Origin of the sequence: Actinomycetospora chibensis (assembly GCF_028737215.1) — a bacterium.
In the GTDB taxonomy this organism is placed as follows: Bacteria; Actinomycetota; Actinomycetes; order Mycobacteriales; family Pseudonocardiaceae; genus Actinomycetospora; species Actinomycetospora chibensis.
Genome location: NZ_JAQZAM010000002.1, coordinates 271,594 through 298,172 on the forward strand (window position 1 = coordinate 271,594; position 26,579 = coordinate 298,172).

At 72.9% G+C, this 26,579-nt stretch carries 26 protein-coding genes and 1 pseudogene; 15 read left to right on the forward strand and 12 right to left on the reverse strand.

The window, feature by feature from the left end; all coding sequences use genetic code 11:
- Window positions 1–2: 2 nt before the first annotated feature.
- The 5 genes from PH189_RS03775 to PH189_RS03795 all read left to right on the forward strand — a co-directional run bounded on the left by PH189_RS03775 (window position 3) and on the right by PH189_RS03795 (window position 4,921).
- Window positions 3–1,448, forward strand: coding sequence for an ABC transporter substrate-binding protein (locus tag PH189_RS03775; RefSeq protein WP_274187413.1), 1,446 nt, complete (start codon window positions 3–5; stop codon window positions 1,446–1,448).
- Window positions 1,449–1,579: 131 nt separating this feature from the next.
- Window positions 1,580–3,136, forward strand: a complete 1,557-nt coding sequence (locus PH189_RS03780; RefSeq protein ID WP_274187414.1) for an amidase — start codon at window positions 1,580–1,582, stop codon at window positions 3,134–3,136.
- Between the two features lie 56 nt (window positions 3,137–3,192).
- Complete coding sequence (gene nthB / locus PH189_RS03785) at window positions 3,193–3,888, forward strand: nitrile hydratase subunit beta (protein ID WP_274187415.1); 696 nt, start codon at window positions 3,193–3,195, stop codon at window positions 3,886–3,888.
- Between the two features lie 8 nt (window positions 3,889–3,896).
- On the forward strand, window positions 3,897–4,505 hold the full coding sequence (gene nthA, locus PH189_RS03790; protein WP_274187416.1) for a nitrile hydratase subunit alpha: 609 nt from the start codon (window positions 3,897–3,899) through the stop codon (window positions 4,503–4,505).
- Window positions 4,502–4,921: a nitrile hydratase accessory protein gene (locus tag PH189_RS03795; RefSeq protein WP_274187417.1), complete on the forward strand. Its 420-nt coding sequence runs from the start codon at window positions 4,502–4,504 to the stop codon at window positions 4,919–4,921. The genes nthA and PH189_RS03795 overlap by 4 nt, the downstream gene beginning before the upstream one ends.
- A 33-nt stretch (window positions 4,922–4,954) precedes the next feature.
- On the opposite strand, the gene PH189_RS03800 is transcribed toward PH189_RS03795, so the two are convergent.
- From PH189_RS03800 to PH189_RS03825, 6 genes are all read right to left on the reverse strand, one after another.
- Window positions 4,955–5,512, reverse strand: a complete 558-nt coding sequence (locus PH189_RS03800) for a hypothetical protein (RefSeq protein WP_378015007.1) — start codon at window positions 5,510–5,512, stop codon at window positions 4,955–4,957.
- Between the two features lie 44 nt (window positions 5,513–5,556).
- Entirely contained in the window at window positions 5,557–6,351 is a 795-nt protein-coding gene (locus tag PH189_RS03805; protein ID WP_274187419.1) for an FAD:protein FMN transferase, read from the reverse strand.
- Complete coding sequence (locus PH189_RS03810) at window positions 6,348–6,827, reverse strand: FMN-binding protein (RefSeq protein WP_274187420.1); 480 nt, start codon at window positions 6,825–6,827, stop codon at window positions 6,348–6,350. The genes PH189_RS03805 and PH189_RS03810 overlap by 4 nt, the downstream gene beginning before the upstream one ends.
- A gap of 6 nt (window positions 6,828–6,833) precedes the next feature.
- Window positions 6,834–8,243, reverse strand: coding sequence for a ferredoxin reductase family protein (locus tag PH189_RS03815; RefSeq protein WP_274187421.1), 1,410 nt, complete (start codon window positions 8,241–8,243; stop codon window positions 6,834–6,836).
- 65 nt (window positions 8,244–8,308) lie between these two features.
- Window positions 8,309–9,733 (reverse strand): HAMP domain-containing sensor histidine kinase, encoded by a 1,425-nt coding sequence (locus tag PH189_RS03820; RefSeq protein WP_274187422.1) that lies wholly within the window; start codon window positions 9,731–9,733, stop codon window positions 8,309–8,311.
- On the reverse strand, window positions 9,730–10,431 hold the full coding sequence (locus tag PH189_RS03825; protein WP_274187423.1) for a response regulator transcription factor: 702 nt from the start codon (window positions 10,429–10,431) through the stop codon (window positions 9,730–9,732). The genes PH189_RS03820 and PH189_RS03825 overlap by 4 nt, the downstream gene beginning before the upstream one ends.
- A gap of 52 nt (window positions 10,432–10,483) precedes the next feature.
- Between PH189_RS03825 and PH189_RS03830 the strand changes: the two genes are divergently transcribed.
- The 3 genes from PH189_RS03830 (at window position 10,484) to PH189_RS03840 (ending at window position 14,088) form a co-directional block, all read left to right on the forward strand.
- Window positions 10,484–11,725, forward strand: a complete 1,242-nt coding sequence (locus tag PH189_RS03830) for an AI-2E family transporter (RefSeq protein ID WP_274187424.1) — start codon at window positions 10,484–10,486, stop codon at window positions 11,723–11,725.
- Window positions 11,726–11,905: 180 nt separating this feature from the next.
- Window positions 11,906–12,400 carry a hypothetical protein gene (locus tag PH189_RS03835; RefSeq protein WP_274187425.1) on the forward strand — a complete coding sequence of 165 codons (495 nt, stop codon included), beginning with the start codon at window positions 11,906–11,908 and terminating at the stop codon, window positions 12,398–12,400.
- Between the two features lie 203 nt (window positions 12,401–12,603).
- Window positions 12,604–14,088: a serine/threonine-protein kinase gene (locus PH189_RS03840; RefSeq protein WP_274187426.1), complete on the forward strand. Its 1,485-nt coding sequence runs from the start codon at window positions 12,604–12,606 to the stop codon at window positions 14,086–14,088.
- Window positions 14,089–14,225: 137 nt separating this feature from the next.
- On the opposite strand, the gene PH189_RS03845 is transcribed toward PH189_RS03840, so the two are convergent.
- On the reverse strand, window positions 14,226–15,122 hold the full coding sequence (locus tag PH189_RS03845) for a LysR substrate-binding domain-containing protein (RefSeq protein ID WP_274187427.1): 897 nt from the start codon (window positions 15,120–15,122) through the stop codon (window positions 14,226–14,228).
- Window positions 15,123–15,299: 177 nt separating this feature from the next.
- Between PH189_RS03845 and PH189_RS03850 the strand changes: the two genes are divergently transcribed.
- The 5 genes from PH189_RS03850 to PH189_RS03870 all read left to right on the forward strand — a co-directional run bounded on the left by PH189_RS03850 (window position 15,300) and on the right by PH189_RS03870 (window position 20,281).
- Window positions 15,300–16,484: a TauD/TfdA family dioxygenase gene (locus tag PH189_RS03850; RefSeq protein ID WP_274187428.1), complete on the forward strand. Its 1,185-nt coding sequence runs from the start codon at window positions 15,300–15,302 to the stop codon at window positions 16,482–16,484.
- A complete protein-coding gene (locus tag PH189_RS03855) occupies window positions 16,481–17,056 on the forward strand; it encodes an HD domain-containing protein (protein ID WP_274187429.1) in 576 nt (191 codons plus the stop codon). The genes PH189_RS03850 and PH189_RS03855 overlap by 4 nt, the downstream gene beginning before the upstream one ends.
- Window positions 17,057–17,311: 255 nt before the next feature.
- Window positions 17,312–18,115: a DUF4389 domain-containing protein gene (locus tag PH189_RS03860; protein WP_378015006.1), complete on the forward strand. Its 804-nt coding sequence runs from the start codon at window positions 17,312–17,314 to the stop codon at window positions 18,113–18,115.
- Window positions 18,112–18,900, forward strand: coding sequence for a DUF4386 domain-containing protein (locus PH189_RS03865; RefSeq protein WP_274187430.1), 789 nt, complete (start codon window positions 18,112–18,114; stop codon window positions 18,898–18,900). The genes PH189_RS03860 and PH189_RS03865 overlap by 4 nt, the downstream gene beginning before the upstream one ends.
- Window positions 18,890–20,281 carry a wax ester/triacylglycerol synthase domain-containing protein gene (locus tag PH189_RS03870; protein WP_274187431.1) on the forward strand — a complete coding sequence of 464 codons (1,392 nt, stop codon included), beginning with the start codon at window positions 18,890–18,892 and terminating at the stop codon, window positions 20,279–20,281. Before PH189_RS03865 ends, PH189_RS03870 begins: the two co-directional genes overlap by 11 nt.
- Window positions 20,282–20,560: 279 nt before the next feature.
- Here the strand turns inward: PH189_RS03870 and PH189_RS03875 are convergent, their stop codons facing one another.
- Both PH189_RS03875 and PH189_RS03880 read right to left on the reverse strand, forming a co-directional pair.
- Complete coding sequence (locus PH189_RS03875; RefSeq protein WP_274187432.1) at window positions 20,561–21,253, reverse strand: response regulator; 693 nt, start codon at window positions 21,251–21,253, stop codon at window positions 20,561–20,563.
- Window positions 21,250–22,425 (reverse strand): sensor histidine kinase, encoded by a 1,176-nt coding sequence (locus PH189_RS03880; protein WP_274187433.1) that lies wholly within the window; start codon window positions 22,423–22,425, stop codon window positions 21,250–21,252. The genes PH189_RS03875 and PH189_RS03880 overlap by 4 nt, the downstream gene beginning before the upstream one ends.
- 242 nt (window positions 22,426–22,667) lie before the next feature.
- On the opposite strand from PH189_RS03880, the gene PH189_RS03885 reads away from it, so the two are divergent.
- On the forward strand, window positions 22,668–23,018 hold the full coding sequence (locus PH189_RS03885) for a DUF6223 family protein (RefSeq protein ID WP_274187434.1): 351 nt from the start codon (window positions 22,668–22,670) through the stop codon (window positions 23,016–23,018).
- 242 nt (window positions 23,019–23,260) lie between these two features.
- Here PH189_RS03885 and PH189_RS03890 read toward each other — a convergent pair.
- The 3 genes and pseudogenes from PH189_RS03890 to PH189_RS03900 form a co-directional block, all read right to left on the reverse strand.
- A pseudogene (locus PH189_RS03890) lies at window positions 23,261–24,265 on the reverse strand (alpha/beta hydrolase); the annotation flags it as partial.
- A gap of 10 nt (window positions 24,266–24,275) precedes the next feature.
- A complete protein-coding gene (locus PH189_RS03895; protein ID WP_274187436.1) occupies window positions 24,276–24,953 on the reverse strand; it encodes a VIT1/CCC1 transporter family protein in 678 nt (225 codons plus the stop codon).
- 224 nt (window positions 24,954–25,177) lie between these two features.
- A complete protein-coding gene (locus PH189_RS03900) occupies window positions 25,178–25,726 on the reverse strand; it encodes a DUF4396 domain-containing protein (RefSeq protein WP_378015005.1) in 549 nt (182 codons plus the stop codon).
- A 175-nt stretch (window positions 25,727–25,901) separates the two neighbouring features.
- On the opposite strand from PH189_RS03900, the gene PH189_RS03905 reads away from it, so the two are divergent.
- Entirely contained in the window at window positions 25,902–26,456 is a 555-nt protein-coding gene (locus PH189_RS03905) for a hypothetical protein (RefSeq protein WP_274187437.1), read from the forward strand.
- Window positions 26,457–26,579 lie beyond the last annotated feature (123 nt).

Consider the following 26,579-nt stretch of genomic DNA (forward strand, 5'->3'; position numbering starts at 1 on the left):
CGATGTACACGACCGTCGCCGCCGAGCAGACCGTGGCGCTCGCCCCGCACGAGGTCTTCGCGCTGTTCGGGTCGGCGCACGCGACGGGATGGCTGTTCAGTGCGCGGTGCGACGCCGTGACACCGGGCGCGATCGTCTCCATGCAGTTGCCCCTCGACGAGCGCGGCGGGACCCGAGGTGTCGACATCCTCGGACGCCTGGCCCGGGTCGTGCCGGGTGCGATGATCGACATCGAGCACACCCAGCCGTGGCGGGGGCGGATCAGCCTGCGCTTCCGGCCGGCGGGTGCCCGCCGTACCCGGGTGCAGGTCCGCGCGAGCGTGCCGCTCGAGGGTGTCCAGTGGCTGCTGCACCGGCGGGGCCTCCCGCTGCCCGAACCCGCGGACGACGGGGCGATACGCCTGGGCGTGATCACCTCGGCATCGGGCACGGGGGCGGTGTACTCGATGTCGGCCGAGCTCATGGCCGAGCTCGCCGTCGACGAGATCAACGCCGACGGCGGGGTCGCGGGCCGTCGGGTGCGGCTGGTGGTCGCCGACGACGCCACCGACGCCGACCAGGCCGCCGACGAGGCCCGGCGCATGGTGCGGCTCGGATGCCGCGTCGTCTTCGTCAACAGCACCTCGGCCAGCTTCGACGCGGTCCGGCGCGCCGTCCGCGGACGCCGGATCCTGGTGGTGCACACGGTCGTGAACGAGGGCGGTGGCGTGTCCCCGACCGTCGTCCGTCTCGGCGAGCGTCCACAGGCCCAGCTCGACGCCCTGGCGGCACCGGTGATGCGACGGGCCGACGCCCGACGGTGGTTCTTCGTCGGACAGACCTACGTCTGGTCGCACGGAGCACACGCCGCGGCCCGACGTGCGGTGTCGCGGGCAGGAGGACAGGTCGCCGGCGAGGACCTCGCCCCTCTCGGCACCACCGACTTCTCGGACACCCTGGAACGCATCCAGCTCTCCGGTGCCGACCTCGTGCTCAGCACGTTGGTCGGGGCCGACGAGGTGGCCTTCGAACGGCAGAGCGAGGCGGCCGGGCTGCGCGACGCGACCCGGACCGTCTCGCTCGTGCTCGAGGAGTCGACACTCGCCCACATCGGCCCCCGCGCGAGCGTCGGGCTGCAGACGGCGCTGAGCTACTTCCAGGACAACCCGCTCCCGGGCAACGCCGACCTGCTCGCCCGCTATCGCGCCGCCTACGGACCGTGGGCGCCGCCGGTGACGTCCCTGTCGGAGACGGTGTACGAGGCGATCCACCAGTACGCGCGGATCCTGCACGTCGATCCCGAGGGCGACGCCGCCGAGCACGGTCGCGCGCTGTCGCGACGGCGTCGCGGGTCGCGCGGGGACGCCATCGGGTCCCGGGACCTGGTCGCCCCCGCGCTCTACGTCGCCGAAGCCGGTCCGTCCGGGCTGGAGATCGTCGAGGCGGTGCGGGAGAAGGCCGGGGCGTGACCGTGGCCGACGGCGCCACGGCACCCGTCGACACGTGATCGCAACGCGTAGATGCGTCGCTGAGTATTGACGTGTCTTTCCAGCACTTCCTAGGGTCGGTTCTCCCCCGTCCGCTGCTCGAGGGAGCTGCCATGTCCTTGCCCGTCCCCGACAACGCCGCACTCGAGGGGGTGGCCGCCGGCTACCGACTGGGCCTGGACCAGGCGCAGCTCGACGAGTACGCGCCGCTCGTGGCGGGCCTGCTGGGCTCCTGGGACGCCGTCGCGGAGCTGTACGAGGCGGAGGCCCCGGTCACGCCGCAACGGGAGTGGTCGCGGCCCTCGGACGCGGAGAACCCGTTCCACGCGTGGTCCGTGCAGACCTCGATCACCGAGACCACCGACGGCCCGCTGGCCGGCCGGACGGTGGCCGTCAAGGACAACACCGCGGTCGCCGGCGTCCCCATGACGAACGGTTCGAGCACCTTCGAGGGCTACGTGCCCAGCGAGGACGCGACGATCGTCCGGCGCCTGCTCGGCGCGGGCGCCACGATCGCGGGGAAGGCGGTGTGCGAGGACCTCTGCTTCTCCGGCGGCTCGCACACCGCGGTGTCCGGGCCGGTGCAGAACCCGTGGAACACCGCGCACAACTCCGGTGGGTCCTCCAGCGGCAGCGGCGCCCTCGTCGCCGGCGGCGTCGTCGACCTGGCGACCGGCGGCGACCAGGGCGGCTCGGTCCGCATGCCGGCCGCCAACTGCGGGCTGGTGGGGCACAAGCCGACCTGGGGTCTCGTGCCCTACACCGGCGCCTTCCCCATCGAGGCCACCATCGACCACCTCGGCCCGATCACACGCACCGTCTCCGACGCCGCGCTGATGCTCTCCGTGATCGCCGGGCCGGACGGGCTCGACCCCCGCCAGCCGCGCGACCTCGTCCCGCAGGACTACCTCGCGGCGCTGGCCGAGGGTGCCCGTGGGCTGCGGGTCGGCGTGCTGCGCGAGGGCTTCGGGCGTCCGGAGTCCGAGGAGGTCGTCGACGGGACGGTGCGGAACGCGATCACCGTCCTCGGCGACGCCGGGATGAGCGTCTCCGAGGTCTCGGTGCCGTGGCACCTGCACGGCGCGAAGATCTGGGACGTCATCGCCACCGAGGGCGCCACGTCGCAGATGGTCGACAACTACGGCTTCGGGCTCAACTGGAAGGGTCACTACGACCCCGAGCTGATGGACCACTTCGGCCGTCGGTACCAGGAGGACGGCTCGCAGTTCTCCGAGACCGTGAAGCTCGTCCTGCTCGCCGGGAAGTACGGGCTGAACACCACCCACGGACGGCACTACGCGATGGCGCGCAACCTCGCGCCGAAGCTCACGGCCGCCTACGACGCCGCCATGGCCGACGTCGACGTCCTCGTCATGCCGACCCTGCCCATGCGCGCCACGGCCATCCCGCCGCAGGACGCCGGCATCACCGAGGTCGTCGCCCGCGCGCTGGAGATGCTGGGCAACACCTGCCCCTTCGACGTCACGGGCCACCCCGCCTGCTCGGTGCCGGCCGGGCTCGGGGACGGCCTGCCGGTCGGGATGATGATCGTCGGACGCCAGTTCGAGGACGCCACCGTCCTGCGTGCCGCCCACGCCTTCGAGCAGGCCGTCGGCGGCTTCCCGGCCCCGACGCCGCAGGCCGCCACCCCGGTCGCCACCGGCGCCTGACCGTCCGATCACACCCGTCCCGATCAACCCCGTCCCGGCCAACCCCAGGAGAGTCGATGAGCAGCGGAGTCCATGATCTCGGTGGCCGTGAGGGGGTCGGCGCGATCAACCCGACACCCGCCGAGCCCGTGTGGAAGGCGGAGTGGGAGAAGCACGCCCACACCTTGTTCCCGCTGGCGTTCCGGGCCGGGTTCTTCGGCGTCGACCAGTTCCGCTTCGGCATGGAGCAGATGGACCCGGACGAGTACCTGAACACCCCGTACTACGAGCACTGGGTCCATTCGGTGGTCCACCACGGCGTCCGGCACGGCCACTTCGACGCCGACGAGCTCGACCGGCGCACGCAGTACTACCTGGACAACCCCGACGCGCCGCTGCCCGAGGGCAAGGACGCCGAGGGCGAGCTGGTCGCGTTCATCGAGGGCATCATCCCGGTCGGTGCACCGGCCGGGCGCGACACCGGCAAGGCGGCGAAGTTCTCGGTCGGCGACCGCGTCACCGTCATCTCCGACGCAGCCGAGGGCCACACCCGCCGGGCGAGCTACATCCGTGGCAAGACCGGCGTCATCGACCTGGCCCACGGCGAGATGATCTATCCCGACACCGCGGGCAACGACAGGGGCGAGTCACCGGAGCACGTATACACCGTCCGCTTCACCACCGAGGAAATCTGGGGCGCCGAGGAGGGCGAGCCCAACGGCTCGATCACCTTCGACGTCTGGGAGCCCTACATCGTCCCCGCGAGCAAGTGAGGTCCGTCGTGAGCGCACCCGAGAAGGCCACCGACCACCAGGCGGAGATCGCCGCCCGGGTCAAGGCCATCGAATCCATCATGATCGAGAAGGGCCTGATGACCACCGAGGCGGTGGACAGGCTCGCCGAGATCTACGAGAACGAGGTCGGTCCCCAGCTCGGCGCCAAGGTCGTGGCCAAGGCCTGGACCGACCCCGAGTTCAAGTCCCGGCTGCTCGAGAACGCCAGCACCGCGTGCGCGGAGCTCGGGATCAGCGGTCTGCAGGGCGAGGACATGGTGGCCGTCGAGGACACCGACGACGTCCACCACGTGATCGTCTGCACGCTGTGCTCCTGCTACCCGTGGCCGGTCCTGGGGCTGCCGCCGAACTGGTACAAGATGCCGCCGTACCGCGCCGCCATGGTGAAGGCGCCGCGCAAGGTGCTGCGCGAGGAGTTCGGCTACGACGTGCCCGAGTCGGTGGAGATCCGCGTGTGGGACTCCAGCTCCGAGCTGCGCTACTGGGTGCTCCCCCAGCGGCCGGCCGGCACCGAGGACTTCACCGTCGAGCAGCTCGAGGCCCTCGTCACGCGGGACTCGATGATCGGCGTGGGTGCGCCGAAGGCCGCCGCGTGACCGCCCCGGAGCGCGAGGGCACCGAGGTCGGCGACGCCCGCCGGCGCGTCCAGACCCTCGTCGCCGGGCTCCCGGGCGGCGAGGAGCAGGCGTCCTTCCGCGAGCCGTGGGAGCTCCGCGCCTTCGCCCTCGCGGTCGCCGCGTACCACGCCGGGCAGTACGAGTGGTCGGAGTTCCAGCTCTCGCTGATCGAGTCGATCCGGCGGTGGGAGGACGACGGCGCGAACGCCTCCGACGAGCCGTGGAGCTACTACGAGCACTGGCTCACCGCCCTCGAGACCGTGCTCGCCGGGAGTGGCCTGCTCTCCGAGGCCGACCTCGACGACCGGACCAGGGCCGTCCTCGCCACCCCGAAGAACGCGAACCACCACGAGGCGCACCGGGAGCCCGTCGCGGTCGACCCTGCCTCGCGCTGACGGGATCCGAGGGGCCCCGCCCCGGCGGGTCGGTCATTCACCGTCCGGCGGCGGGCCTCCACCGGGCGGGAGCTGGGCCTGCTCGGAGAACTGCCCGGTCCACGCGGCCTGGGCCCCGGAGTCGCCGATGCGGTACACGGTCAGCACCGATCCCGCGGCGACGATGACGGCGATCAGCGCCACGACCACCGTCACCGCGGCGTCGCCACGGGACCGGCCGAGACCCCCTGTGGCGCCGCGGACGGCCCGCGCGCCGCGATCCTCGAGGACCTGGCGGGCCAGGAGTCCCAGCGCCACCAGGGCGAGCCCGGTCGCCCACGGCAGCATGTAGTCCCCCAGCTCGGTGTGGGCGCGCACGAGGGGAGTCCGGGCCACCCTCTGCTCGAGCCACTCCCCCGCCTCCGAGGTCAGCGGCACCGCGACGAGCGCGAGGACCGCGAGCACCGCCGTCGGCCACACGAGCCGCGCCCGGGCCGCCGGCCACACCGCGACGAGCACCACGAGCAGCGCGCTGAGCGGGATGAGCACGACCACCGCGTGGACCACCAGGATGTGGGCCGGCAGCCCATTGATCGTCGACACACGGGGCATCGTCGCGGCGCTCGGAGCGTGCGCCAACGACAGCACGGCGGTTCTTACCGAGCTCCCACCCGCGGGATGCGAGCAACGGTCCCGTCGCTGGCGACGACGAGCCCGCTCCGCCCGACGCGACGACCGAGCCATTCCGCGGCATCGGCCCCCAGGGCGAAGGCGGCGGTGGCGTCGACATCGGCCACGGTGAGCGTCGAGGCGATCACCGTCACCGCCGCGATCCCCGTCGGCGGAAGCGCTGTGCGGACGTCGATCACGTGGGCGCCGCGGTGGGCGGTGCCGGAGGTCGCCACGGCACCGTCGCGCACCGGAACGGTGGCGAGGAGGCGACGGGGGTCGTGGGGATCCTCGATCCCGATGCGCCAGGGCAGATCGGGGTCGAGGGCGCGGCCGAGGACGTCGCCGCCGGCGCCGAGGCAGAAGTCGGTGTCGTCGAGGGCGCGCAGCGCGGCTGCGGCACGCTCGACCGCCCATCCCTTGACGACGCCGCTGGGGTCGAGGTGCCGTTCGCCGTCGGGTCCGGGGAGCCAGACGGAGAAGGCGCCGTCCGTCGCGCGTCCGGCGCGGTCGGCGATGTCCAGCACGTCGTGCAGTTCGGACGGCACGCCCGGGTCGCCGAGACCGACCTCGCTCCGGTTGATCCGGGACACGACCGAGTCGCGCCGATACGTGCTGAAGACGCGATCCGCCTCGCGCAGGGTGGCCATCACCGCACGCCAGGCCGAGCGCCCCGTGGTGTCGTCGGCGTGCCGGCCGCGCAGGGCGAGGCTGATCGGCAGGCCCATGACGTGCTCGACGTACCGGGTGATGCGCGGGCGGGCCGGCGTGGGCGCGGTCATGCCCGGTGGGCCTGGTCGAGGGCGCTCTGCAGCGACTCGAGGTAGCCGGTGCTCGTCACCGTCGCTCCGCTGACCATGTCGATCTGGGCGGTCTGCGCCTGGATCGTCTCGTCGACGAGCTGCGGGATCGCGTCCGCGTTGATCTCCCGGTCCTTGGCGTTCCCGTCCGGGTACTGCACGACGTCGACGGCGGTGATCCGCCCGTTCGCGACCGTGATGCGGGTCTGGACCGGCCCCCAGCGGGTGTCGGCGGTGCTGCCGGTGAACGTGCCGGCGGCGGGCAGGGCGGTCGAGCCCGAGCTCGAGCCTGCGGTCGTCGTGGGGCTCGGGGTGGTGGCCCGGGCGGTCGTCGAGGGCGTGGCCGAGCCGCCGGCCGCTTCGTCGTCGGGGAGCGTGGACGAGGTCGAGGTCCTGTAGCCGAAGAGCAGGACGAGGGTGCTCACGGTGGTCAGGAACCACAGCAGGATGCGTCGCATCTCAGGTCACCAGTCGAAGGTCTCGGTGTGGACGCGGTCGGTCGGGATGCCGGCCGCGGTGAGGGTCCGACGGACGAGGCGGGTCCACGGGTCGGGGCCGCAGACGTACACCTCGCGCTCGGCGATGTCGGGGACACGGGCCAGGAGGGCGCTGAGGTCGCTCCCGCCCCCGACGCCGTCGCCGAGCCAGGAGTTGCCGTCCCTGCGGGGCCCGGGCAGCGGGACGAGCCCGACCCCGTGCTCGCGGGCGAGCACGGTGAACTCGCGGGGGAACAGCGGCTCGGCGGTGAACCGGTGGAGCACCACGACGTCGCGTCCGGACAGGCCGAGCTCCTCGGCGAGGGCCCGCAGCGGGGTGATCCCGACCCCGGCGCCGATGAGCGCGACCCGTGGTGCCGTGCCCGCGCGGTCGGTCAGCCGCCCGTAGGGCCCTTCGACGAGCACGCGGGCGCCCACCCGCAGCCGGCGGAGGGCGCGGCTGCCGTCGCCGAGGTCCTTGACGGTGATGCGCAGGTGACGCCCGTCCGGCGCCGCGGAGAGCGAGTAGGGGTGCGCCCGGGTCCAGCCGGGACCGGTGAGGAAGCGCCAGGTGAAGAACTGGCCGGCGCGGGCGTCGAGCTCGTCCAGGTGGCGGCCGACGAGGCGCACCGACAGGCATCCGTCGCCCTCGTCGACGACCGAGGTGACGGTGATCCGGTGGCGCACGCTGCGCCGCAGCGGGACGCCGATCCGCCAGACGAGCACCGAGCCCGCGGCGAGACCCCAGAGGGTCCACCAGAACACGGTCCGCGCGGCCGAGGCCAGGAACTCCTGGCCGGTCCAGAGCTGGTGGGGCAGCGCGAGCCCGACACCGAGGTAGGCGTAGAGGTGCAGCAGGTGCCATGTCTCGTAGCGCAGCCGGGCCCGGGCGGCGCGCACGCTGGTCACGACGACCATCACCAGGCAGGCCGTCCCGGCGACGGCCAGGAGCATGCCCGGATAGTCGACGGTGAGGTCCCAGGCCTCGCCCGGGACGCGGGTGAGGTCGCCGGCGGCGTAGCCCCAGGTGATCAGGCCGATGTGGGCGAGCATCCCGGTGAACGAGGTGAAGCCGACCAGTCGGTGGACACGCGCGAGGCGGTCCTGGCCGAACGCCTGCTCGAGCAACGGCACGCGCGCCATGAGGACGACCTGCGCGAGCAGCAGCAGCGACGCGAGCAGCCCGGTCACCCGGCCCAGCGAATCCAGCCCGCTCGCCCAGCCACCGAGGTCGGTCAGTCCGCTCCCGGTGGCCCACCAGAACACGACAAGGGTGAGCGAGGCGGCGAGCACGGCCTCGGCGGCGGTCCGCACCCGGCGGTCCCGCACGGCGGAGGGCGTGCGCGCGACGTGCCGGGAGGACCTGCCGACAGGGGCACGGTGGAGGGTGGCGGTCACGGACTCCACGGTGTCGACGCAGGGTGAAGCGCCGACGTGCCCTGGTTCGGAGTCGGGTAAGGACCCTAGGCGCGAGACGCGGCTCCCCCGGTGCGCTCGGCCGGCAGGAGGCGATCGGCGGCGACCGAGAAGCCCACGGTCGTCCCGCCACCGGACGGGGTGGACACGAACGCGCTCCCGCCGTGCCCCTCCGCGACGTCGTGCACGATCGCGAGCCCCAACCCGGAGCCGGGAAGCCCACGGGCGGTGTCGGCGCGATAGAAACGGTCGAACACCCGCGCGGCGTCGCCGGGCGCGATGCCGGGACCCTGGTCGGTCACGGTGGTCGTACCGCGGCGTATCCGCAGGAGCACATCCTCGGTGCCGTCGGCATCGAACTTGACCGCGTTCTCCAGCAGGTTGCCGATCGCGCGCTCCAGCGCACCGCGGCGCCCACGGACCCGCGAGCCGTCGTCCTCGAGCGTGATGGCACGCCCGCTGCGGCGACGCACCCGCTCGGCGGCGCGATCGGCCACCTCGGCGAGGGCGACATCCTCCTCGGGCTCCTCGCTCTGCCGCGAGAGCGCCAGCTCGACGAGCTCGTCGACAAGGTGCGACAGCTCCCGGGTCTCGCCCTGGACGTCGGCGACGAGGCGGTCCTGGGCCTCCGGGGAGAGCTCATCGAGCCGGCGCAGCACGCTCGTGTTGGTGCGCAGGCTGGTCAACGGGGTGCGCAGCTCGTGGGCGGCATCCTGCACGAGGCGGTCCTGGGCGTCCCGGGCCGCCGCGAGACGGGCGAGCATCGTGGTGAACGAGCCCGCGAGCCGGCCGACCTCGTCACGACCCGCCACCGGCACGGCGACGTCGATCTGCCCGTGGTCGGCGATCTCCTCAGCGGTGGCGGTCAGGCGCACGAGTCGGCGGGTGATCCGTCGCGCCAGCCACCACCCGACACCGGCGGCGACCGCGGTCACGGCGACGCTGATGAGGGCGATCTCGGTCGCCAGGCCGGCGAGGACACGCCGCGACTGATCGATGTCGATCGCGACCTGCAGCGCCCCCCGACCGCTGCCGAGCGCCGTGGTCAGGACGCGGTAGGCCCCCCGACCGAGGTCGACCTCCGTGGTCGACGTCTGCCCGGCGGCGCCGCTCGACGCGAGCAGCCGGGTCGGCTCGTCGACGGGCAGCGTCACCCGCCGACCCCCGACGAACGTGACCGCGCCCTCGGGTGCCACGCGCTGCGCGGTGAGAGTCGGTCCCTCGGCGCGCGGGTCGGGCCGCCCGGGCTCGTCGCCGTCCAGACCGTCGCGGTCGACCGGGGGCGACGGCGGCAGGGCGGAGAGGACCGCCGTCTGGCCGCGGATCAGCGCTGCGGTCACCGCCGCAAGAGACCGATCGGTCTCATCGGTGGTGCGCTCGCCGGCGGAGTGGTAGCTCAGCACGCCGACCAGGCCCGCCACCACCGCCGCGACGAGTGCGAACGCCAACGCCAGACGGGTCCGGAGGCTCACGGCTCGCGCACCGCGTAGCCCACGCCGCGGACCGTGTGGATCAGTGCGGGCGCCCCGACCGCGGTCAGCTTGCGCCGCAGATAGCCGATGTAGACCGCGAGGTTCTTCGAGTCCGCACCGAAGTCGTAGCCCCAGATGCGGTCGTAGATCGTGGCGTGGTCGAGCACGATGCCCTCGTTGCGGACCAGCAGCTCCATCAGATCGAACTCGGTCTTCGAGAGCTCCAGCTCCTGCACGCGCCACCACACCCGCCGGGCCCCCGGGTCGACGCAGAGCGATCCGACCCACAGCCGGGAGCCGGCTCCCCCTTCCGCGGAGTCATCGGGGGTGCAGGACGCCCGACGGAGCAGGGCCCGGAGACGAGCCAGCAGCTCGTCGAGCTCGAACGGCTTGGGGAGGTAGTCGTCGGCGCCGGCGTCCAGGCCCGCGACCCGGTCCGGGGTCTCGACGCGGGCGGTAAGCATGAGAACGGGGGTGCGGTCGCCCTCGGCGCGCAGGACGCGGCAGACCGCGAGCCCGTCGACGTCCGGCATCATCACGTCGACCACCAGCGCATCGAAGGCGCTGCGCCGCGCCCGGGTCAACGCCTCCACCCCGTCGGCGACCGTCGCCACCTCGTAGCCCTCGAGCTCCAGAGCGCGCGCGAGCGACTCCCGGATGGCGCGGTCGTCATCGGCGACCAGGACGCGCTGCGGCACCCGTCCATCCTGCGGCCCGGACGGAGGTGTCCGCACGACCCGCCTCGAACTCATGGCGCTGATCGTCGTGGTCTCCGACCTCGTGGGCGTGGATCTGCTCGGGAAGGGCGTCTACCGGCTGACGACCCGGTGGGACGCTGCGCGGATGACCGCCTCACCGGATCCCGCGTTCCCCGAGGACGACCCGACCGCGCTCGCGGGGTCGCCGTCGACGAACGGGACGGCCCGGCCGCCGCGGTCGCCCGGCGGCATGCCGCGGGGGTTGGTGCTGCTGCTGGGGGCGGCCGCGTCCGTAGTCGCCGTCGCCGGCATCCGCGCCGCCGCCTGGCTGATCGGTCCCGCGCTCCTGGCGCTCATGATCGTCATTGCCGCCCACCCGGTGCAACGGTGGTTGCGGCAGCGGGGATGGCCGGGATGGGTCGCCACGCTGGCCCTGATCCTGGTGATCTACGCCGGCCTCCTCGCGCTCGTCGGCGTGCTGCTGGTGTCGGTCGGGCAGCTGGCGACGGTCCTGCCGCAGTACACGGCCCAGTTCAATGCCCTGGTCGCGTCGGTGGAGAAGGCGCTCGCCGGCCTCGGCATCGGGCCCGAGCAGATCCAGGCGGCGACCAGCTCCGCCAGCCTCAGCTCGGTGATCGGCGCCGTGGGCGGGGTGTTGTCGAGCCTGGGCGGTGTGCTCGCCGTGATCGTGCTGATCCTGGCGCTGCTGCTGTTCTTCATCGCCGACGCGGCCACCTTCGGCCGGCGCCTGGACAGCATCGCCATCGACCGTCCGGACGCGGTGCGCGCCCTGGCGGGCTTCGCGAGCGGCACGCGCAGCTATCTCGTGGTCACCACCGTGTTCGGGTTCATCGTCGCGGTCCTCGACGGCATCGCCCTGGAGATCATGGGGGTGCCGCTCGCGATCCTCTGGGCGATCCTCGCGTTCATCACCAACTACATCCCGAACATCGGGTTCTTGTTCGGCCTGGTGCCGCCCGCGCTGCTCGCCCTGCTCACCGGCGGCTGGCCGCTGCTCGTCGCCGTCGTCGTCGTGTACTGCGTGCTCAACCTGGTCATCCAGTCGCTGATCCAGCCCCGGTTCATCGGCAACTCGGTCGGGCTCTCGGCCACGGTCACGTTCGTGGCCCTGCTGTTCTGGGCGTGGGTGCTCGGACCGCTCGGGGCGTTGCTGGCCATCCCTCTGACGCTGCTGGTCAAGGCGCTGCTCGTGGACGTCGATCCCCGCGCCCGGTGGGCCGACGCCCTCCTGCGCAGCACCGCCGAGGACCCACCCGCGACAGCGGAGGCCTGAACGCCGGCGCCCAGAGGGTCGCGAAGTGGAGCCGCTTCGCCAGGCGGTCCCACCCGAGGGCCGTCGCCCGGGAGGTCGGAACGAGGTGTCGGTGCCGGCAGGGCGAGACTCCGATCCCGCGGTGTGCGTCGACGCCGATGCCACGATGCCGGGGGAGAACTCGGTGATCCTGGAGACGGTATGAGCTGGCAACTGCTCCTGGAGTTCGTGGGATCGACCGCGTACGGCGTGCTGTCCTCAGTGATCCCGATCTTCAACAGCGAGCTCTACGTCGTGGCGTCCCAGGTCGGAGGGTTCGCCGAAGAGGTCACGGCGGCGACCGGTTGTGCCCTCGGACAGAGCATCGGGAAGGTCGGCACGGTCGTCGCACTGCGGCGGGGCGCCACCTTCGGGTGGGTCCGGCGGATACGCGACCGGCCCCGCACACCGGCCGGACAGGTCCGGACGACGTTGCGGGGCTGGTCGGACCGCATGATGGGGCTCATCGGTGAATCCCGGTGGGGAGTGGCGATCGTCTTCCTCTCGGCCTGCGTGTTCATCCCGCCGCTGTATCCGCTGACGCTCGCCGTGGCGGGAACGCGGATGTCGGTCATCGCCTTCGGTCCTGCTGTCCTCGCCGGGCGGATGTTGCTGTTCCTGGCCATAGCTTTCGGGGTGTCTGCGCTGGTCCATTGATCGGGTCGCAGGAACGAGTGGCGGCACGACGCAGGGCGCACCGTCCGGCGGAGTGCCCATCGCCGGCGGCCATCCGGCCGGTCGTGGCTCGGCCCGTTCGACCACACATCCGAGGCTCGGCCGATCTCACCCGATCGAGGTAACGGAACGGTCACGACGAGCGATATCCGATGAGGTCATCCGTGGGTTGCTGAGGGAGGGCGATGTCGACGCCAACGACGGTGCCGAGTACCTCGGCGACCATCGAGCCCGGACGCCTCGTGGCCGGTCGCTACCTGCTGCTCGCCCGGGTGGGACGCGGCGGGTCCGGCTCGGTGTGGCGGGCGCACGACCAGCTGCTGGACCGCGAGGTCGCGGTCAAGCGGCTCCACGGCGGACAGGCGATCGAAGCGGTGCGACCCGGGACGGTGCGGGAGCGGGCGCACCGCGAGGGCCGGGTCGCGGCCCGTCTGCACCACCCGCGTCTGGCCGCGATCTACGACATGACCGAGCTCGACGGCGAGGTCTGCCTGGTGATGGAGTACGTGGCCGCGCCTTCACTGGCCGACCTGCTCGATCGGGAGGGCCCCCTCCCCGCCGGCCGCGTTGCGAGCATCGGCCTGCAGATCGCCGAGGGGCTCGCCGCGATGCACCGGACCGGGATCGTGCATCGCGACATCAAGCCCGCGAACATCATGATCGGACCCGACGACACGGTCACCGTCACCGACTTCGGGATCGCGGTCTTCGGCAGCGATCCCGGCATGGACAGCCACCTCGTGGCCGGCACCCCCCACTACATGGCCCCCGAGCTCGCTCTCGGAGGGGTGCCTACGACCAAGGCCGACATGTTCTCCCTCGGCGCCACCCTCCACGCCGCGCTCGCCGGCGCTCCACCCCGGCCCGGTGCGAGTGATGTCCTCGAAGGTCTCTGCGAGATCGCCCCGGATGTTGTCCGGCCCGCACGTCGCACCGGGCAACTCGGCGTGATGCTGCGGGCCCTGCTCGATCTCGATCCGGTGCGACGACCCGGTGCCCTCCTCGCGGCGCGTCGGCTCGCCGAGGTCGCCTCCGCGGTAGGCCCGGTCGGTGCCGATCTGCGGTCCTTCAGCGCACTGGGCCCTGGCCCGACGGCCACCTCCGAGTTGACGGCCGAGGACGGAGACGGAGACCGCGGAACATCGAGCAGCCCAGCAGCTGTTGGCGGGGCCCGGGCCTCCGATGACGTGGACGACGCCACCCCCGAGAACTCGCAGGCCTCGGCCGGTCTTGCCGGTCGGCACCGGGTGGTCCGGGCAGCGTGGCGACGCCCGTCGCGCCGGGTCGTGCTCGGGACGGGGCTCGCCGGCCTCCTCGGCGTGATCGGGATCGTCGGTCTGGCTACCGAACCCGAGCCCCTGGCGACGCCGTCCCCAGCGCCCTCTCCCGGGCAAGCAGCTCTTCCCTCCTTGCCGCTCGCGGCGGCGCCGATCGTGCCCGCCACCCCGAGCACCGCCGCGTCGACACCGTTCGACGAGGTCGCCTCGGCCGCGCCGCCGAGGTCCGAGAGACCCTCACCGGCTTCGGCCCAGGTCACAGTGGGCGACGACCAGGAAAGGGCACCCACCGAGAGCCGCGAGGGGGGCAACGGGAACGACAAGAAGGACGAGAAGAAGGACGACAAGAAGGGTGACCGCGGAAGCGGAGGCGGACGCGGTCGCGGCAACTGAGTGAGCACTTCGGCCGGCGCCGCTTCGAACTGCAGGCTGCGCTCGTCCTCACCCGTCATCTCGGCGGTGCCGTGGTGTGCACCAGTAGCTCCCATGTCGTGCCACGCCGCCGAGGAGACGCCGCACAGGGAACTCGATCAGCCGACGTCGCCCTCGGCGACGCGGGGCAGCGCGGGCATGTCGTCGTCGAGACGGGCGAGCCAGAGGAGGAAAGCCCGGGCTCGCGCGGTCGGGGTGGGTTCTTCGAGCGGTCGTAGCAGGTAGTGGGCCTGGCGCATGGGGAAGGACTGCGCGAGGGCGACGCTGACCCGCCCTGCGCGGACGGCGGTCCGGGCGAAGCGTTCGGGGACCGCCGCGGTGGCATCGCCCGCGATCACGAGCTCGAGTGCGGCGATGGTGGTGTCGACGGTGGTCGCCTGCCCCGCGGGTCCGCTCGTCGGGGCGGACGGTAGGACGCGTTGCCAGACGTCGTCGAAGCCGAGGACCTGGATGCGGGGTCGTACGGCGAGGTCGGTGGCGTCACGGATCGGACCCCAGCGGACGAGGTGGCCGGGTCCGTGGACGACGACGGCGTCGTCGTGGTGCAACAGCTGGGCGTGAACGCCGGGCCAGGCACCGCGGCCCTGGTGGATGTCGAGGTCGACCTCGCCGGGGGTGAGGGCCTCCGACCAGACCGCGCACACCAGGCGCAGGTCGATCTCGGGGTGCTCGGCCTGGAATCGGTGCAGGTGCGGCGCGAGCCAGGTCGTCGCGTACGACACCTGGGTCCGGACGGTGAGCTGTTCCCGCCGGGCGGGGGCGAACAGGCCGCCTGTGGCGGCGGCGAGATCGTCGAGGCTCTCGCGCACCGAGGGCAGGTAGGCGCGGCCGAGCTCGGTGAGCTCCACGCTGCGCGCGAGCCGCTCGAACAGCGGGACCCCGAGGTGGGCCTCCAACGACCGGATGCGTTGGCTGACCGCGGCCGGCGACAGGTGGAGCTCGGCCGCGGCTGCGGCGAAACTCCCGAGCCGCGCCGCGGCCTCGAACGCCTGCACGCCGGGTAACGGGGGCAGCGGGTCTCGCACATCGGCGACCCTAGGCGCGCAACTCGACGAGCCACACTTTCTCGATGCCTCAGGGGTCGTTCCGGTCGTTTGAGTTCGCCATGACATCTGGCGACGCTGGACGTGACCGCCGATCGCGGTCCGCCCCCACCCTCAGGAGATCCTCCGGTGAGCCAGACCCTCGGCCATGCGAGCCCCGAGACAACCCTGCCGGACGGCACGCTCGAGCTCGACGGGCGGAGCCTGTCCGTCGTGCTCGATGGGCGGCCCCGCCGGTTCCACTACGTCTGGCTACGGGACAACAGCTGGGCCGCCGACGACCGGGTGCGCCAGAGCGGCGAGCGCAAGCTGTTCACCGCCTCGATCCCGCCGGACATCGCTCCGACCGTCGCCTCCTGGGCGCCCGAGCGGGGCCTGGAGGTGCTGTGGAACGACGGGCAGGCCGCGACCTACTCCCCAGCGTGGCTGCGCCGCTACGACTACTCCCCCGCCGCGCGAGCCGACCGGCGGCGCACCGTGACCCTGTGGTCCGAGACCGCGGGCGAGCCGCCGCGCTTCCCGCACGCCGAGGTCGTGGCCGGCAGAGAGGGGCAGCTGGCCTACCTCGACGCCGTGCGCGAGTTCGGGGCCGCCGTCGTCACCGACGTCCCGTCGGAGCACCACGAGGTCGAGCGTTTCGCCCGGACCATCGGCCACATCCGCGAGGTCGCCTTCGAGCGCGTCCACAACGTGCGCCACGACCCCGCCGGCTACAACGTCGCCCACACCCCCGGCGAGCTGAAGCCCCACACCGACATGCCCAGCTACAACTGGCCACCGTCGATCCAGCTGCTGCACTTCCTGACCAATCAGGCCACCGGCGGCGAGTCCACCCTCGTCGACGGCTGGGCCGCGCTGGCCGAACTGCGCCGCGACGCCCCGCACCACTTCGACGTCCTGACCCGTGTCGCGGTGCCCTTCCAGCTGTTCAGCGACGACGAGGACACCTGGGCCGAGAACCCCATGGTCCAGCTCGACACCGACGGCGAGGTGCGGCTGTTCCGGTTCTCCAACCAGCTCGCCCAGCCCCTGTCGGCGCCCTTCGACCAGGTCGAGAAGTTCTACGACGCCTACCGCCATCTCGGGCAGATCATCGACTCCGGCCGCTACCGCGCCACCTTCAAGTCCGCGGACGGCGATCTGCTCACCGTGCACTCCCACCGCGTCCTGCACGGCCGGATGCCCTACGACCCCACCAGCGGCGCCCGCCACCTGCAGGACGTCTACATGGAGTTCGACGACCTCATGGCCCGGCGCCGCGTCCTGCGCGGCGAGCACAAGCCGATCCCCGCCCAGCCCCAGGAGCGCTCGTGACGCCCGCACGTCCCACTGTCGCGTTCACCGCGATGGCCGACGGCACCGCCGCCGACTACCGGCTGCTCGAGACCTACGAACATGTCGAGCTGGCACGGTTCCCCGACCGCATCCTCGGCTGGCTGCGTGCCATGGACGACCACACCGGCTACCAGGTCACGCGCCTCGAACACAGCCTCCAGGCCGCCACCCGCGCCCACCGCGCCGGCGAGGACGAGGAGACCGTGGTCTGCGCCCTGGTCCACGACATCGGCGACATGCTCGCCCCGGCCAACCACTCCGAGGTCGCCGCGGCGGTCGTGCGCCCCTACGTCTCCGAACGCAACCACTGGATCATGAAGCATCACGGCGTGTTCCAGGGCGTCTACTGGTTCCACCACGTTGGCGCCGACCCGTACGCCCGAGACCGCTACGCCGACCACCCCTGGTACCAGGCCTGCGTCGACTTCTGCGCCGACTACGACCAGAACTCCTTCGACCCCGACTACCCCTCCGAGGGCCTGGAGTTCTTCGAGCCCATGGTCCGCCGCGTGTTCCACCCCGACCGCGTGCACGCCCCCGACCTCGGCTGACGTCCTCGTCAACAATGAGGGCGAGCGGCCCGATCCGCGTCCGGAGCTGGCAAGCGCACGGCGTAGCCATTCGGGCAGCCGCCCGAGGCGGTGCAGGCCGGAGGTCCCCACGCAGTGAGGCGGTCCTCGAGCGCGAGTCGGTCGTGATGCTCGGCGGGGACGGACGACCTCCGTGAGGCAGGGGGGCCGACCGGACTCGCCCATGAGGGTCCGACGGCCCTGCTTCCGGAGCCCGCGGGCGAGCACCGTCCGGCCATGAGCGACACCGACCGAACCCTTGCCGTCCGCGTCACCGCACAGCCCGAGCCGGACCCGAGCCGGGCGCTGTGGCTGGTGAAATGGCTGCTGCTGATACCCCACATCATCGTGCTCGCGCTGCTCGGCGTCGTCTTCGTGGTCCTCACCCTGGTGGCCCTGGTCGCCATCGTGATCACGGGCCGCTATCCGCGGGCGATCTTCGAGTTCAACCTCGGCGTGCTGCGGTGGGCCTGGCGGGTCGGCTACTACGGCTACGCCGCCAACGGCACCGACCGGTACCCGCCGTTCACCCTGGCCGAGCGCCCGGACTACCCGGCCCACCTCGACATCGACTACCCCGAGGAGCTCTCGCGCGGGCTGGCGCTGGTCAAGTGGTGGCTGCTGGCCATCCCGCACTACCTGGTGCTCGCACTGCTCCTCGGCACGAACACCGTGACCACCGACGGGAACGGCACGGCCGGGACGCTCGCCGTCCAGACCGGGCTGATCAGCCTGCTGGTGCTCATCGCCGCGGTGGGCCTGCTGTTCACCGGGCGCTACAGCCGAGGGATCTACGACGCCGTGGTCGGCCTGAACCGCTGGGTGCTGCGCGTCGTGGCCTACGTGACGCTGATGACCGACACCTACCCACCGTTCCGGCTCGACCAGGGCGGCGCCGAACCGGGCCCCCGCCCGCCGTCGCCGACCGACCTCCCGAGCGGAAGCGAGGCGGCGCAGCCTGCCGTCGACGGCGGCGCCGTCGAGCAGGGCTCCGACCGGGCCGAGGCCCGACACCGCGCCGAGACGGCCTCATCGACATGAGCCTGCACACCCGCGGCAGCGGAGCCCCGGAGACGGGCGCCCCGGCGGGGCCGTCCGACGGCGCCGCGGGCGTGACAGCCGCGGCGCGCGGGGGCCGCGGAACGAGGACCAATGCGGTCGTCGCGGGCGTGCTGCTCATCCTCGCCACGGCGACGAGCCTGCTCGGCGTCCCGTTCCTCACCCCTGTGAGCGCGCCCGACCTTCTCGTCGAGATCGCGTCGCACCCGGCGCGGGTGAGCACCGGCGCTCTGCTCGGGATCGTCGCGGGCCTGGCGTCGACGGGCATCGCGGTCGCGTTGTACCCGGTCCTGCGGCACTCCTCGCCCGGGCTGGCGATCGGGGCCGTCGCCTTCCGGGTCATCGAGGGCACGCTCGCGCTCGTGGGCGCCACGGCCGTCCTGTCGCTGGTGTCGCTGAGCGGCGGGGTCGCCGGCGACGGTGGCCTCGCCCGGGCCTCCTCCGAGACCGCCGCCCAGGCCCTGCTGGCGATCCAGCACTGGGTGGCCGACGTCGGGGCGGTGGTCGCGTTCTCCCTGGGCGCACTCCTGTACTACCTGGCGTTCTACCGGAGCCGGCTCATCCCCCGCTGGCTGGCCGGCTGGGGTGTCGTCGGCGTCGTCGCGCTGCTCGCGTCGGCCGTGCTCGTCATCTACGGCGTGATCGGTCCGCTCTCCCCCGCGCAGATGATCATCGCGCTCCCGATCGCGGTCCAGGAGATGGTGCTCGCCGTCCGGCTGATCGCGAAGGGGTTCGCCGAGACCGCAGAGGACCGACATGCCGGATGACGCGGGGAACGTGGACGAGGTGATCGACCGGGCGGGGTCGGACGACCTGCTCGAGCTGGCGGTCGACCGGGGCTCCGTACCGTGGCAGGTCGGTGCGCTGCTCGTCCTCGACCGCCCGGTCGACCCCGCCGACGTGCGCCGGGCGCTGGACGAGCGGGTCCGGGCCGTCCCCCGGCTGCGTCGCATGCTCGTACGGACACCGCCGCTGTGCGGTCGGCCGATCTGGGTCGACGACCCGGACTTCTCCGCCGGACGTCATGTGCGTGAGGTGACCTGTCCCGGACCGGGCGGCGACGACCCGCTCGACGACGCCCTGCTCGACGTCGCGGTGCAGGCCGTGGGCTCCCGGGTGTCGCTGGAGCACCCGCCGTGGGAGGCGGTCGTGATCACCGGGGTGCCGGGAGGCCGTGGCGCGCTCGTCATCGTGTTCCACCACGTGCTCGCCGACGGCATCGGGGGCCTCGCCGCCCTCGCGCAGCTCGTCGACGGCGCTCCGCCGGCCCCGTCGGACCGCGGGTTCCCCCGTCGCCGTCCCACCCCGCAGGCACTGGCCGTCGACGCCGCGCGCCGTCGGGCAGCGGCGCTGGCCCACCTGCCGCGGGGTCTGCGACAGCTCCGCGACGCCGTCCGCGAGCTCCGGTCGACGCGGGCACCGAGAGCACCCCGGGTCTCGCTCAACCGTCCGACCGGCTCGCGGCGCGTGCTCCGCGCCGTCCGGACGGACCTCGCCGCGGTACGCGACGCCGCCCACCGGCACGGTGGCACGGTCAACGACGTCGTCCTCGCGACCGTGGGTGGCGCACTCGGCGCCCTGCTGGCCCGGCGCGGGGAGACGGCCTCCGAGATCGTCGCCTCGGTGCCCATCTCGGCGCGGCAGCGCACGAGCGCCGACCAGGTGGGCAACGCCGTCGGTGTGCTCCCGGTCGCCGTCCCGACCACGGGTTCGACCGCGGCCCGGCTCGCCGACGTCGCCCGCCGCACCGCGGGCCGGCACCGGAGCCCGCGGGCGGCCTCCGCGCCCCTGCTCGACGCCGGGTTCCGTCTCGTCGCCGCGACCGGGGCGCTCCCGTGGCTCCTCGACCACCAGCGCCTCGTCACCACGTTCGTCACCAACCTCCGCGGCCCGAGCTCGCCGATCGCCTTCCTCGGCGCCCGAGTCGTCGACGTCGTGCCCGTCACCACGACGACCGGCAACGTTCCGGTCGTGTTCGGCGCCTTCTCCTACGCCGGGGTGCTGACGATCACCGTCGTCGCGGACCCGGACGCCTGTCCGGAGATCGACGCCGTCGTCGACGACCTGCACGCCGAGCTCGACGCCGTCCGGAGTCCACGGGACTCCACATCAGACCCTGAGCCGGTCGGGCCCGGTCGTGGCCCATGACGACCGACCCTCGCCGACCGGGGTCCTCGGACCCTCCCCGAACGACGTCCAGACCGCCACGGACCGGCCGCCTATCAGGGGGGAGAGAGTCTCTCCGGCCGTAGATCGAGGGGCTACCGGAGGCGGCGAGACCACCACGGATCACGGCGAGGGCCCGGGCGGTCGGCACGGCACCCCCGGACGGGACCGCGAGGTCGCGCGATCACGTGGTCGGGATCGACGGAGAAGCCGGTGCCCGGGTCGGCCGTCAGCGAGCACGCCGTCGTGGCGCGATCGCTGTCACGTCGAGGGGTCGGGCGGAGCGACGAGGTGGTTCTGATAGGCGATCACGACGAGCTGGGCCCGATCGTGGGCCCCCACCTTGACCATCGCCCGCCCGATGTGGGTCCTCACGGTGGCCCGGCTGATCGTGAGCGCATCCGCGATGTCCTCGTTGCTCAGTCCCTGAGCGACGAGGCCGACGATCTCCCGCTCGCGCGCCGTGAGCTGGTCCAGGACCGCGTGGTCGACGCGAGGGGTTCCCGGACGATCGACGAGGCGTGCCACGAGGCGGCGCGTGAGTCCCGGGGACAACAGGGCCTCGCCACCGGCGACGACCCGTATCCCGTGCAGGAGCTGGCGGGGTTCGGTGTTCTTCACCAGGAAGCCGGCCGCTCCTACGCCGAGGGCCTCGATCACGTACTCGTCGTGGTCGAACGTGGTGAGGACGAGGACGTGGACACCGGCCAGCTCGGGATCGGCGATGATCTCGCGTGTCGCGGCGAGCCCGTCGACCCCGGGCATCCGGATGTCCATGAGCACGACGTGGGGACGGGTCCGGCGTGCGAGCGCGACCGCGGCCGCGCCGTCCCCCGCTTCGCCGACCACGGTCATCCCGGGCTCGGCGTCGATCAGCACGCGGAAGCCGCCCCGGACCAGCGCCTCGTCGTCGGCGATCAGCACCCGGAGGAGATCGTCGTCGGTGGACGTCACCGGACCTCCGGGACCGGGAGCTCCGCGCAGACCTCGAAGCCGCCGTCGGGGTAGGGTCCGGCCGTCAGCGAGCCGGCGAGCGCGCGGGCGCGCTCGCGCATGCCGTCGATTCCCTGTCCCCAGCCGTCGGTCGCCGGGGGCGCGGTGCCGTCGTCCCGGATGCGGAGGGTCAACCGGGGCGGTCGGTGCTCCACCGCCAACCACACGGTGCGGGCGCGGGCGTGGCGGATCACGTTGGTGAGCGCCTCCTGGACGATCCGGTAGGCGGCCAGGTCGACGGGCACCGGCAGCGCTCGTCCGCCGACGTCGAGATCGAGCTCGACACGGAGGCCGGCGCCCTCGACGGTCTCGAGGAGTGTGGGCAGCCGGTCGAGCCCACAGGACTGCTCGACGTCTCCGCTCGGGGTGCGCAGGGCCCCGAGGACGGCCTTGACGTCGGTCAGGCCGGCGTCGCAGATGCGCTTGATCGCCGCGAGGGCCTCCCCTGCCTGGCCGGGGCGCTGCTCGAGGACGTGCAGGCCGACGCCGGCCTGCACGCTGATCGTCGCCATCGAGTGTCCGACCACGTCGTGCAGCTCGCGGGCGATGCGCAGCCGCTCCTCGGCGATCAGACGGCGGGTCCGCTCCTCGCGGAACGAGGTCTCCCTCGCGAGCTCGGCGCGCGTGCTCGCCAGCAGGGCCCGGTAGTAGCCGACGGCCGCGCCCGCGCTCCCCGCGGTGGCGGCGAGCAGGACCGCGATCGGCACCACGCCGACGGTGTCGACGTCCCCGAGGACGACGCGGATCGCCAGGATCTGGACCGCGGCCGTGAGCACCGCGCCGGCCAGGCCCCAGCGCCAGCCACGGTCCGCGGCGAGGGCGTAGCAGCCGAGCAACGGAGCCAGCGCGACGAGCCGCCCGGGATACGGCCCGACGAACCAGAGGACGACGACCGAGTTGAGCCCGACGAGCGCCGCGACCGGGTGCCGGCGACGGATGCCGAGCGCGCCGGCGAGGGCCGCGGCGAGGGCGAACGCTCCGACGTCGAGCCCGCGGGGGTTCGACGTCGACGCCGGGCCGATCCCCGCGAACGCGGCGACGAGGACCACCGCGGCCACCGTGACGCCGAGACCGACGTCGACCACCGCCGGCACCAGGCGCCGGCGCGCGGCCCCGAGCGCGGTGTCGCCCATCGGTCCGCCTCCCCGCTCGAGCCCGGGGCGCGCGGCCCGTTCCCCATCCTGCGCGTCACCGGGGGGAGCACGCGTCCACCCGGCGACGTGCTCCGGCCGTAGCGCTCCCGCCGTAGGTCCTACGCCCAGGAGCCGACCGTACGGCGGGGACGGCAGAGCGGACAGACGCCCGCAGGCCGATGCCCGCGGGGTCGCCACGCGCGCACTCTCGGCGCCGTGCTCCCGACCTGGAAGGACTCCTGATGCACAACGACGTGATCACCGCGCTCCGAGCCACGGGCATCCCGATCGTCGCCGCCGGCTACCAGCTCGGCACCGGGCGGACCGTGCCGACCGCGGCGGCGGTGGCGGGTCTGGCCGCCGTGGTCGTGGGTGTGCTGGCCCTCGCTCGCCCGGGCGCGCGCAGCAGGCCCCTCGCGGCCCTGGTGCTCGGCCTGGTCGCCGCGCTCGTCGGCGGACTGCACGCGGCGAACGCCGCGGGCGGCCTCGGCACCGGCAACGGTCTGGCCGGGGCACTCGTCGCCGTGGTCCTGGGGCTGATCGGCGCCGCTCTCGGCGGGCTCGCCCTCACCCGCTCCCGGTCGTCGGTGTGACCTCACGGGACCTCGCCGGTGGGAGCAGTCGGCCAGGTTCCCCTCGGGGTCGGCGATCAGGACCGGGAACTGGTCGACTCCGATGTGATCGGCCCGGTCGGGGTTGAACCGGCCGGCCGCGACTCGCTGCGCGAAGCCGACCGGTCCGAGGTCGTCGTCGCTGATGACGTGGGCAGTGGAAGGCGCCGACGCCGTGCACACGACCGTTGTCCGGCTGCGTGCCTGCGCTCGTGCCCGAGCACTCAGGATCCGCTGAGCACCACGGGACTGCCGCTCCTCCGGTCGAACAGGGACCTGACGAGGAAGGTGGTCTCGTCGGCGACCATCTGCTCGAAGACAGGGCCGACGTAGCCGGCGAAATGGCCCCCGGGGTAGGAGCGGACCTCGCCGTGGGGTGCTTTCTCCCCGGCGGCGACGGCCATGGGCACGGACGCGGCGTCGTCGTTCTCGGCGACGCAGACGAGCAACGGCATCGTCAACCGAGCGGCCCTCGCGGCCGGCCGGTACCGCATCAGCGAGAGCACCGATCGTGCCGCGATCGCGTTGCGCCACTGGGGAGCGTCAGCAGCGAGGTCGCGGAGGACTGCGCTGTCCTCGGACCCGGTGAAGACCGCGACGTCACCGGGCGCGCCGACCATCGGGATCATCCGCGGCGGTCGGCCGACCAGACCGCGGAGGCAGTCCGCCGCGATCGCGGTCAGCAGAGCTGCGGTCACCCTCAACGGGGGCCGCGCTGCTCCCCGGTGCCACGTGAAGCCCATCCAGGGCAACTGCGCGACCACCGCGGCGACCGTCGGGTCCTCGGCTGCGACCGCCACGACGTGACCTGCGCTGAGCGAGGTACCCCAGAGCGCGATGCGTTGCGGATCGACCTGTGGCAGCCGGCGAGCGAAGGTGATGGCCTCGCGCCAGTCCTGCAACTGGTGGCCGATGTGGACGAGCTGTCTGGGTTGTCCGGCGCTGGCGCCGAAGTGGCGGTAGTCGAACACGAGGACCGCGCATCCCGCTGCGGCGAATCGTTCGGCGTAGGGGGCGAGCCCGAGATCACGGGTCCCCGTCGTGCCGTGCGCCATGACCACGCACGGCGACGTCCCCGACGACCTTCCGGGCTGATAGAGCCAGGCCGCACAGCGCTCTCCGCCGGACATGAACGTCACCTCGGTCCGCTGGACCATCATGCTGCTCCTGTCCGCGAACGGCTGTCGATCTCCCATAGCGTGAGCGTGTGTCGAGGCGGGACCGATGGACGTGGGTCCATCAGACGATTCCGCTTCCCACGAGCATGCCGACCCAGTAGGTCAGCCCGGCCGCGGCGGCACCCAGCAGCAGTTGCCGCGATCCGGTCCACCACCAGGGATTGACGGTGACAAGGGAAACGAGGGCTCCGGCGCCGAAGAGCCCGACGCCCGACACCACGAGGGCGGGCAGCAGACTGGTCGCGCCGAGCAGGTAGGGCAACACCGGGAGAAGCGCGCCCGCGGTGAACGCCAGGAACGAAGCGACGGCGGCCAGCAATGGCGAGGGCAGATCGCCGGGATCGACTCCGAGCTCGTCGCGGGCGTGGACGGCGAGCGCCTGGTCCGGGTCTCGGGACAGCTGGCGAGCGACCTCCCGCGCGACACCGACCTCGACCCCACGCTCGACGTACCGCTGCGCGAGTTCCTCCTGCTCGAGCTCCGGTGTGCGCGCCAAGGCCAGGCGCTCGACGGCTAGCTCACCTCGAGCGAGTTCTGCCTGGGAGGCGACCGAGGTGTATTCGCCCGCGGCCATCGAGAACGCCCCGGCGGCCAGACCCGCCATCCCCGCCAGGACGACCGCGCTCGTCCCACCGCCCGCGCTCGCGACTCCCCCGGCCACACCGGCGACCAGAGCGAAGTTCGACACCAGGCCGTCCATCGCCCCGAAGACCGCAGGACGCAGCCACCCGCCGGTCACGTCAGGATGGGAGTGCCCCCCATCGACCGCCCGACCTCGGGCCCCGGCCTCGTTCACTCCGTCAAGGTCGCGGACGCCGCGTGGAGCCGGAACGTCCACCCGTCACTGGTGGCACCGCCAAAGGTCCCCGTGCGCACGTGGAAGCGGACCTCGATCTCGTGTCGAAGTCGTCGACGCCCCGGACCTGACGATGACGAGGAACCGCGATCAGGAGACCCGAGCCATCAATGCGAGCCGTGGTGAGCGTGGACGACGGCGTGCCCCTGTCCGCGCCCGATCAGCCAGCGATTGATCGGCGTCGTGACGACGAAGGCCACGAGCAGCGCGAAGGCCAGCGCACCCCAGAACAGGCCACTGGTGAGTCCGGCGTCCATGGCGCCGGGCACGCCGACCATGACGGCGTTGTCGACGATCTCCATGACAGCGATCGAGACGGTGTCGGCGGCGAGGGCGACGCGGAGCGCCTGGCGGAAGCCGACGCCGGCGCGCAGCACTCCGCGCATGGTGAGGGCGTAGCCGAACACGAAGGCCAGGGCGATCGCCAGGACCACGGTGGCGGCGTCGTGCAGCCCGAGGGCGGTCCCGATGACCATGCCCAGGACCTCACCGATGGCGCAGCCCGTCAAGCAGTGGAGAGTGGCCCGCGCGGCGGTGGACCACGAGACCGCCGACCAGCCGCCGGGCGCACGGCCGTGCGAGCCCTCTGCATGCTCGTCCACGGGGGTCACGGGTGCGTCCGAGGCGCCCGGCGATGTCGCACGCGCGTCGCTCATGGCACGCCTCCTGTCGATGTGGATCGGATACCCCCTAGGGGTATATGCACGTCGTAGGTGTACACCCCCAGGGGGTATCGCACAAGGTAGGGAAGGTGGGAGCTGGCCTCATTCGCGCTCGTGGGTGCGATGGCTCCGCACGTCACAGGACGACGCCTTCGGTACCGTCGCGGCCGTGATCCGCCCGCACGGCTGCTCGCGGCATCGCTCGCCGAGAGCGGTGTCGACGACGCTGCTGGCGACCTGGTCCGGGCGCCTCGCCCTTCTCGTGGCCGCGCTCGGGCTGGTCCTCATGCACCACGTGGTGGGCGCACACCAGCACGCCACCGGTGACACCGGTGCGATCGCGGCGGACCACCACCCTGCTGCGGCGGGTGGCACATCGGCTCCCTCCGTCGAGCACGGCGCGGGCATTCATGGGCCATCTCCGGCCGACCACGCGCTCCGACCCGAAGTCGCGACGACGGTTCCCGCGGCGGACTCGACCAGCTCCGCCGCGCTGCTGCACGACCACTCGGACCAGGGCGGGCACGATCACTCCGGATCGCTCCTGCACATGTGCCTCGCGGCGCTCGTAGGCGCCGCAGCCCTCCTCGTCCTCGTCCTGGTGGCGTCCTGGTGCCGGTTCGGGAGCCTGGTCCCGGTCCGCGCAGGTGTCGCCAGGGCCACCGCGCCGCGCGCCCCGCCGACCCTCACCAGGCTCGCGCAGCTGCAGGTCCTCCGGCTGTAGACCGGCCCACCGCCGGCACGCGCGCTCCCACGGGGCGACGTGCGGCGGCACCGCGTCCTGTCCAGCGCCGGCCGCGTTGTGTACCGGTCGGCGCTCAGCCGAAGGAGATCTCGTGCGTTCCCG

Coding starts and splice junctions, on each gene's coding strand:
- nthB (WP_274187415.1), top strand. CDS start 3,193: ATGAGCAGCGGAGTCCATGATCTCGGTGGCCGTGAGGGGGTCGGCGCG.
- PH189_RS03840 (WP_274187426.1), top strand. CDS start 12,604: ATGTCGACGCCAACGACGGTGCCGAGTACCTCGGCGACCATCGAGCCC.
- PH189_RS03860 (WP_378015006.1), top strand. CDS start 17,312: ATGAGCGACACCGACCGAACCCTTGCCGTCCGCGTCACCGCACAGCCC.
- PH189_RS03870 (WP_274187431.1), top strand. CDS start 18,890: ATGCCGGATGACGCGGGGAACGTGGACGAGGTGATCGACCGGGCGGGG.
- PH189_RS03800 (WP_378015007.1), bottom strand. CDS start 5,512: ATGCCCCGTGTGTCGACGATCAATGGGCTGCCGGCCCACATCCTGGTG.
- PH189_RS03830 (WP_274187424.1), top strand. CDS start 10,484: ATGGCGCTGATCGTCGTGGTCTCCGACCTCGTGGGCGTGGATCTGCTC.
- PH189_RS03900 (WP_378015005.1), bottom strand. CDS start 25,726: ATGAGCGACGCGCGTGCGACATCGCCGGGCGCCTCGGACGCACCCGTG.
- PH189_RS03865 (WP_274187430.1), top strand. CDS start 18,112: ATGAGCCTGCACACCCGCGGCAGCGGAGCCCCGGAGACGGGCGCCCCG.
- PH189_RS03885 (WP_274187434.1), top strand. CDS start 22,668: ATGCACAACGACGTGATCACCGCGCTCCGAGCCACGGGCATCCCGATC.
- PH189_RS03880 (WP_274187433.1), bottom strand. CDS start 22,425: ATGGGCGACACCGCGCTCGGGGCCGCGCGCCGGCGCCTGGTGCCGGCG.
- PH189_RS03810 (WP_274187420.1), bottom strand. CDS start 6,827: ATGCGACGCATCCTGCTGTGGTTCCTGACCACCGTGAGCACCCTCGTC.
- PH189_RS03775 (WP_274187413.1), top strand. CDS start 3: ATGTACACGACCGTCGCCGCCGAGCAGACCGTGGCGCTCGCCCCGCAC.
- PH189_RS03835 (WP_274187425.1), top strand. CDS start 11,906: ATGAGCTGGCAACTGCTCCTGGAGTTCGTGGGATCGACCGCGTACGGC.
- PH189_RS03780 (WP_274187414.1), top strand. CDS start 1,580: ATGTCCTTGCCCGTCCCCGACAACGCCGCACTCGAGGGGGTGGCCGCC.
- PH189_RS03805 (WP_274187419.1), bottom strand. CDS start 6,351: ATGACCGCGCCCACGCCGGCCCGCCCGCGCATCACCCGGTACGTCGAG.